The 6,502-nt window shown below is 69.7% G+C and carries 6 protein-coding genes; 1 reads left to right on the top strand and 5 read right to left on the bottom strand.

Annotated features, from left to right (window positions below):
* Positions 1-38 precede the first annotated feature (38 nt).
* Genes ACOADB_RS19520 through ACOADB_RS19505 form a run of 4 tightly spaced genes read right to left on the bottom strand, consistent with a single transcriptional unit; the run spans position 39 to position 4,352 of the window.
* Positions 39-893 (bottom strand): short-chain dehydrogenase/reductase, encoded by an 855-nt coding sequence (locus ACOADB_RS19520; RefSeq protein ID WP_378602261.1) that lies wholly within the window; start codon positions 891-893, stop codon positions 39-41.
* Positions 890-2,377 (bottom strand): flavin-containing monooxygenase, encoded by a 1,488-nt coding sequence (locus ACOADB_RS19515; protein ID WP_378602258.1) that lies wholly within the window; start codon positions 2,375-2,377, stop codon positions 890-892. Before ACOADB_RS19515 ends, ACOADB_RS19520 begins: the two co-directional genes overlap by 4 nt.
* A 20-nt stretch (positions 2,378-2,397) precedes the next feature.
* On the bottom strand, positions 2,398-3,465 hold the full coding sequence (locus ACOADB_RS19510) for a PDR/VanB family oxidoreductase (RefSeq protein ID WP_378602255.1): 1,068 nt from the start codon (positions 3,463-3,465) through the stop codon (positions 2,398-2,400).
* A complete protein-coding gene (locus tag ACOADB_RS19505; RefSeq protein WP_378602252.1) occupies positions 3,462-4,352 on the bottom strand; it encodes a metal-dependent hydrolase in 891 nt (296 codons plus the stop codon). The genes ACOADB_RS19510 and ACOADB_RS19505 overlap by 4 nt, the downstream gene beginning before the upstream one ends.
* 83 nt (positions 4,353-4,435) lie before the next feature.
* On the opposite strand from ACOADB_RS19505, the gene ACOADB_RS19500 reads away from it, so the two are divergent.
* Positions 4,436-5,050, top strand: a complete 615-nt coding sequence (locus ACOADB_RS19500; RefSeq protein ID WP_378602249.1) for a TetR/AcrR family transcriptional regulator — start codon at positions 4,436-4,438, stop codon at positions 5,048-5,050.
* Here ACOADB_RS19500 and ACOADB_RS19495 read toward each other — a convergent pair.
* Positions 5,028-6,494 (bottom strand): aldehyde dehydrogenase family protein, encoded by a 1,467-nt coding sequence (locus ACOADB_RS19495; RefSeq protein ID WP_378602264.1) that lies wholly within the window; start codon positions 6,492-6,494, stop codon positions 5,028-5,030. The two genes, ACOADB_RS19500 and ACOADB_RS19495, sit on opposite strands and share 23 nt — an antisense overlap.
* Between the last annotated feature and the right edge of the window lie 8 nt (positions 6,495-6,502).

The raw sequence follows: 6,502 nt of genomic DNA, 5'->3' as shown, positions 1-6,502 counted from the left end.
GGTCAGGCTGGGCCCGAGCAGCTTGAGAACGCCGACGATCACTGACCGGACTCCGCACGGGACTCGAGGTCCCGGATCATCTCGTGCACCCGCTTGTCGCGGGCCAGGACGCGGTCCGCGCCGGCGTTGAGCACGCCACGGAAGAGCGAGTACGGCAGCCAGCGCACCGGAGCGATCGTCGTACCGGAGCGCTGGGCGATGCCGCGCGCGATCGAGTCGGCCGCGTCGTCTGCCGAGATGCGATGGTTCAGTGGCCAGCCGAGCAGTTCGTCGAGCTTGCGGCCCAGCGGGTCGTCGTCGAGGGTCGCGGTGGCCAGCGGGGTGTCCACGAAGCCGAAGTAGGCCACGCCGGCGCTGGCGCCGTGCGGTGCCAGCTCCAGCTTGAGGGCGCGGCCGATCTGCTCCGCCGCGGCCTTGCTCGACATGTAGGCGACTCCCCCGATGCCCGGCGAGAACGCGGCGCACGAGGCCACGACGACCACGTGTCCCCTCACGGCGATGACGGCATCGAGTGCCGGCTGCACGGTGTTCAGCACGCCCGTCTGGTTGATCGCGACCACGCGGTCGTAGTCGGCGAGGTCCATCGTCCGGATCGTCGCCGGCGGCGGGGTGACCCCGGCGTTCGCGACGACGACGTCGAGGCGGCCGTGGTGGTCGATGACCCGCGCCACCACCTCGGCCATGGCGGCCCGGTCCGTGACGTCGGCGGTGGCCGTGAACACCCGGGTGTCGCCGAGCGCCTTCGCGGCAGCCTTGAGGCCCTGCTCATTGACGTCCACCAGCGCGACGTGTGCGCCCTGGTTGTGGAGCCGGCGCGCGAGGGCCAGGCCGATCCCCTGCCCGGCGCCGGTGATCAGGACGACCTTGTCGCGGACGTCGTACGACGTGCTCATGCGGACATCTCCCTGGCTCCGGCGGATCGGCGGACGGCGTAGTGGTCGAGGTCGACCGTGCTGGTGCGGCTCTTGAACGTGGCCGAGAAGCCCGGGAAGTGGGTGAAGTTCCTGCCGGTCGGGCTGAGGTAGTAGCTGTGGCAGCCGCCGGTGATGAACACCGACTTCGCCAACCCTTCGTTGGCCCACTCGAAGAAGTCCTGCTGCGCTTCGGCGGTGACCTCGAGGGTCGCGAGGTCGCGCTCCTCCATCTGGCGCAACGCCTCGACGATGTAGTGGACCTGGTTCTCGATCGTGATCACCGCCGACGTGTAGACGCCCGAGTTGGGCCCCAGGATCATGAAGAAGTTCGGGAAGTTGTGGAGCGAGGTGCCGAGGTAGGCCGCCATCTCCCCTGCCCGCCACACGTCCCCGATGCTCGAACCGTCGCGGCCGTGCACGACGTCGAAACCCGGGTGGTCGGTCATCTTGAAGCCGGTGCCGAAGATGATCGTGTCGAGCTCGTGCTCCACGCCGTCCGCCGTGACGATGCCGCGCGGGGTCACCTCGACGATGCCGTCGGAGACCACGGTCGCGTTGTCGGCCGTGAGCGCCGGGTAGTACTTGTTGGAGAACGTCGGGCGCTTGCAGCCCACGGCGTACGACGGCGTGAGACGAGCGCGCAGCTCGGGATCCCTGACCTGCTTCCTGAGCAGCCCGCGGGCCATCAGTTCGAGCGGCTTCTGCAGCCTGGGCTCGCTGATGAAGCCGGGCACGAGTGCCTCGAAGGACAGCTCCCACGCCTTGCGGGCGGCTGCCTGGGCGCCGGGGACGCGCCGGTAGAGCGCGCGGGTGGCCGCGCCGACCTTCCGGTCGGGGTGCGGCAGGATCCACGTGGGCGTGCGCTGGAAGACGGTCAGGTGACCGGCCACGCGCTGGACCCGCGGGATGAACTGCACCGCGGAGGCGCCCGTACCGATGACGCCGACGCGCTCACCGGTCAGGTCGTGGTCGTGGTCCCAGCCCTGCGAGTGGAAGACCGTGCCCTCGAACGTGTCCAGACCCGGGAGGTCCGGCGTCGACGGCGCACTGAACGGGCCGATCGCGCCGACCACGACGGTGGCCGTCAGGTCACCGTCGCTCGTCGTGATGCGCCACAACTGCTCCGTGTCGTCCCAGGACGCGTCGGTCACCTCGGTGCCGAAACGGATGTGCGGCAGGACCTCGAAGTCCTCCGCGCACTGGTGCAGGTAGTCCTTGAGCTCCGCCTGCAACGGGTAGAGCCGGCTCCAGTCCGGGTTCGGCGCGAACGAGAACGAGTAGATCAGCGACGGCACGTCGCACTGGGCTCCCGGGTAGTTGTTGACCTGCCAGGTGCCGCCCACCTCGTCCGCGCGCTCGAGCACGACGAAGTCCTCGATGCCGGTCTGCTTGAGGCGGATCGCCGTACCGAGGCCGCCGAAGCCGGCGCCGATGATCGCGACCCTCACGTGTGGGAGTGCCACGACGTCTCGCTTCCTTCGCATCAGAGATCCAGGGTCAGGCTGTCGCCGGCGGCGCGCGAGACACAGATCAACATCGAGTCCTCGCGCTCCTCGGCCCGCAGCTTGTGGTCGCGGTGCTCGACCGCGCCCTCGATGACGGCGTGCTTGCAGCTGCCGCAGAAACCCTGCTGGCAGGAGTAGCGCACGCCCGGTACCTCGCGACGGATGGCGGCCAGGGCGGACTCGTCGGCGGCCACCTCCACGGTCACGCCCGTGCGGGACAGGTGGACATCGAACGCGCGGCCGCCCACGACGGCAGGGGCGGAGAACCGCTCGCTGTGCAGCGAGCCGGTCGGGTTGAGCGTCGGTTGGAGGACGCGCGCGGCGTCGATCAGCTGCGGAGGACCGCAGACGTAGATCGCGGCCCCCTGCCCGGCGTGGCCCAGCAGCTCGGCGACGTCCGGGACGCCGTACTCGTCGTCGGGACGCAGTACGAGCTGGCCGCCCTCGAACGCCTGCAGCTCGTCGACGAAGGGCATCGTGGCGAGCGAACGGCCGACGTAGACCAGCTTCCAGTCCTTGCCGCGGCGCGAGGCCTCACGCACCATCGGCAGGATCGGCGTGATGCCGATGCCACCGGCGATGAAGAGGTACGACTCGGCATCGATGAACGTGAACGCGTTGCGTGGTCCGCGCACCGTGATCGTGTCGCCCTGGGCGACCTCGTCGTGCAGGGCGAGCGAACCGCCACCACCGCCCTTGTCCTTGTCGATCCGTCGTACGGCGATCCGGTAGCTGCCGAGGTCCGCAGGGTCACCGCACAGGGAGTACTGCCGCTGCGCGCCCGAAGGCAGGAAGACGTCGAGGTGGGCGCCGGGCACCCAGGCGGGCAGGTCCGAGCCGTCGGGGTTGCGCAGCTCGAAGCTGATGACGTCCTCGACAACGGTCGTGACGGAGGCAACGACCAGGTCCATGTCGAAACCGGTCATCCGTACCGGGGCGGAGCGCGAGAGGTACGGCGCCGCGGCGCTGGCCGCGAACACAGTCGAGTACGCCTGCGCTCCCCTGGCCAGCGCGCGCAGCTTCAGTGACGGCGCGGCGGTGCTCATGCTCGCGCCGCCGGGGACACCGCGAGATAGCGGACAGCCTTGTCGATCGGGCCCATCTGCGAGGGGTGGAAACCCGGTCGGAGGTACTGCGGGATCTCCTTGACGATGAACTGGATGCCGGGCATCAGGCCCTTGCGGGTGTCCTTCACGAACTCGACCGGCCAGGTCCAGCGGTGCCTGGTGACCGTCGGATCGTTGGCGTACAGCCAGCTCGACGTGTAGAGCCACAGCGCCAGCAGGCCGCCGGAGGCGAGGAACGCGGTGCGGACGCGACGGGCGTAGCTGCCGTCGACGTACTGGTAGACGTCGTAGGCGACGTTGCGGTGCTCCATCTCCTCCGCTCCGTGCCAGCGCAGCAGGTCGAGCATCGTCGGGTCGACGCCGAGCCTGTCGAACTCCTCGTTGTCGAGCAGCCACTCACCGATGGTCGCGGTGAAGTGCTCCGCGGCGGCGTAGAGGCCGAGCCGCTCGTGGAACCAGGCCTCGCCGGCCCGGCCCGTCAGGCCGTGGTCCCCGAAGACCTGGTCCATCAGGAACTCCATCAGCTTCATGATCTTCGGGATGTCGACGCCGTTCTCCTCCAGGTGGATCCGGAACGACTCGTGCGAGCTGGCGTGCGTCTCCTCCTGGCCGATGAAGCCCTGGAGCTCCTCGGTCAGGCGGGGGTCGTCGATCAGCGGCAGCGCGCGGCCCAGGACGTCGGCCATGGCGCGCTCACCCTCGGGCAGCACCAGGTGCATGACGTTCCAGAAGTGCGTGGCGTAGGGGTGGCCGGGGATGTACTCGGTCGGCACGCCCGTCCAGTCGAAGGACACGTCGCGGGCGTTGATCGCCAGCGCTTCGCTCCGGTACGCGCGGGGCGGCTTCCTGCTCGATTGCCTTGCCATGGTCTTGCCTCCAGGATCGACGAGACCGTGACTGTAACAAAGCAACACTTGTTGTTGCAATGCTGCTTTCGTATGCTCCCCCCATGACCGACGACGACCATGCCCCTGAGATGGCGCCCGAGGTGCACGCGATTCTCGACGCCGCACTCTCGCTGTGCGCCGAGTTCGGCGTGAAGCGCACGACCATCGGCGACATCGCGCGGCGTGCCGGGATCGACCGGGTCACGGTCTACCGACGGATCGGCAACAAGGAGCAGGTCATCCAGGCCGTCGTCACCCGCGAGGCCACGCGGCTCTTCACGGAGGTGTCCACGACCGCTCGCACCGGCACCACGATCGAGGAGCGGGTCGAGCTCGGCTTCACCGCGATGATGCAGCAGGTCCGGGGCCACGCGATGCTCGCCCGGATGCTCCAGGTCGAGCCGGAGACGGTGCTCATGCAGCTCACCACCGAGGGCAGCCGGCTCGTCACCGGCGCGGTCGTCGCGACGCTCGGCTTCTTCAACGAAGCAGTCGAGGACGGCCTGCTGGACTCCACCGACGACATGGAGGCCAGCGCCGAGCTGCTCGTGCGCGTCGTGCACTCCTACCTGCTGACGCCCCGTGCCCTGATCGAGCTCGACACCCCGGCACAGCTGGGCGACTTCGCCCGCGACCACCTGGTGCCGATGGTCCTCAGAGCCCGTGCCGGACGCTGAGGACCTTCCGCATCACCGGCAGGACGTGCCGGGCCCGCTTGATCGCGATCAGCTCGAAGCCCGGCAGGCCGAACTTCTGGCGTACGACGCCGCGCGTCTGGGCGAACTCGCGCAGGCCGTCCGCACCATGGACCCGGCCGAAGCCGCTCGCGCCCACGCCACCCATCGGCACGGCACCCATGCCGGCGAACGCGATCACCGCGTTGATGCTGACCTGGCCGGCCCGCAGCTGATCGGCGATCTCGTCACCGCGTGAGCGGGAGAAGACCGAGGCGCTGAGCGCGTAGTCGTGGTCGTTGGCGAACTTGATCGCCTCGTCCACGTCGGCGACGCGGGTCAGGGTCACGGTCGGGCCGAAGGTCTCCTCGCGTACGGCGAGGGCGTCCTCGGGCAGGTCGGCCATGACGATCGGCTCGATGAACCGCTGCCCGATCGAGGCGGGTCCACCCTTGAGGAAGGTCGCGCCTCGCTCGACCGCGTCGGCCACGTGCCGTCGTACGACGTCGACCTGGGAGGGCATGGTCATCGGGCCGTAGTTGGCCCTGTCGTCCTGGCCGGAGCGGACGCCGTCGAGCTGGTCGAGCAGGAGGGCCTGGAACTCGTCGGCGACCTCCTCGACGACGTACACGCGCTCGACGCCCACGCAGGTCTGGCCGGAGTTCGCGAAGGCGCCCCACGCCACGGCGCGAGCCGCGGCCTTGAGGTCGGCGTCCTCGGCGACGACCACCGGGTCCTTGCCGCCGCACTCGAGGACGACGGGCGTCAGCGTCTCGGCGCACTGCGCCATCACCCGCCTGCCCGTCGCGGTCGAACCGGTGAAGCCGATCTTGTCGACGCCGGCCTTGCACAGCGCCGCGCCGGTCTCGCCGAGTCCGGTGACCAGCGTCAGGACACCGTCGGGGGCGTCCGGGTTCGCTGCGGCGAACGCGTCGACGTACCACTGGCTCACGGCCGGGGTGAACTCGCTCGGCTTCAGCACCACCGTGTTGCCGACGGCCAGCGCGAAGGCGACGGCGCTGTTCGGTGAGTAGAGCGGGTAGTTCCAGGGGCCGATGACGCCCACCACCCCGAGCGGGTCGTAGCCGACCCGGGCGGAGTAGTTCGCGAAGAGCGGGCCGGGGTTCACCTTCTGGGTGCGGAGCACCTTGGCGGCGTTCTTCTCGGCCCAGTGGAGATGCTCGACCGTCAGCACGACCTCGAGGACGGCGTCCTCGACCGGCTTGCCGTTCTCGCGGTGGATCAGCTCGGCGATCTCGTCGACGCGGTGCCAGATGTCACGGCGCCATGCGGCCAGGCGCTGGGCGCGGCCATCGAAGCCGAGCCCCCGCCACCAGGTGGTGGCCTCGCGCGCCGCCCCGACGACCCGGCGCACTTCCGCCTCCCCCATCACCGGGAACGTCGAGACGAGCGTGCCGTCGACGGGGTTGAGGCTGTCGAACGTCATGCCTTCTC

Source organism: Nocardioides sp. CPCC 206348 (assembly GCF_048654705.1).
Classification (GTDB): Bacteria; Actinomycetota; Actinomycetes; order Propionibacteriales; family Nocardioidaceae; genus Nocardioides.
The sequence above is the reverse complement of the archived record's forward strand: the minus strand, read 5'-3'. Positions and strand labels throughout refer to the sequence as shown.

Excerpts from the sequence above, each read along its gene's own strand:
- ACOADB_RS19520 (WP_378602261.1), bottom strand. The coding sequence starts at position 893 with ATGAGCACGTCGTACGACGTCCGCGACAAGGTCGTCCTGATCACCGGC.
- ACOADB_RS19510 (WP_378602255.1), bottom strand. The coding sequence starts at position 3,465 with ATGAGCACCGCCGCGCCGTCACTGAAGCTGCGCGCGCTGGCCAGGGGA.
- ACOADB_RS19505 (WP_378602252.1), bottom strand. The coding sequence starts at position 4,352 with ATGGCAAGGCAATCGAGCAGGAAGCCGCCCCGCGCGTACCGGAGCGAA.
- ACOADB_RS19500 (WP_378602249.1), top strand. The coding sequence starts at position 4,436 with ATGACCGACGACGACCATGCCCCTGAGATGGCGCCCGAGGTGCACGCG.
- ACOADB_RS19495 (WP_378602264.1), bottom strand. The coding sequence starts at position 6,494 with ATGACGTTCGACAGCCTCAACCCCGTCGACGGCACGCTCGTCTCGACG.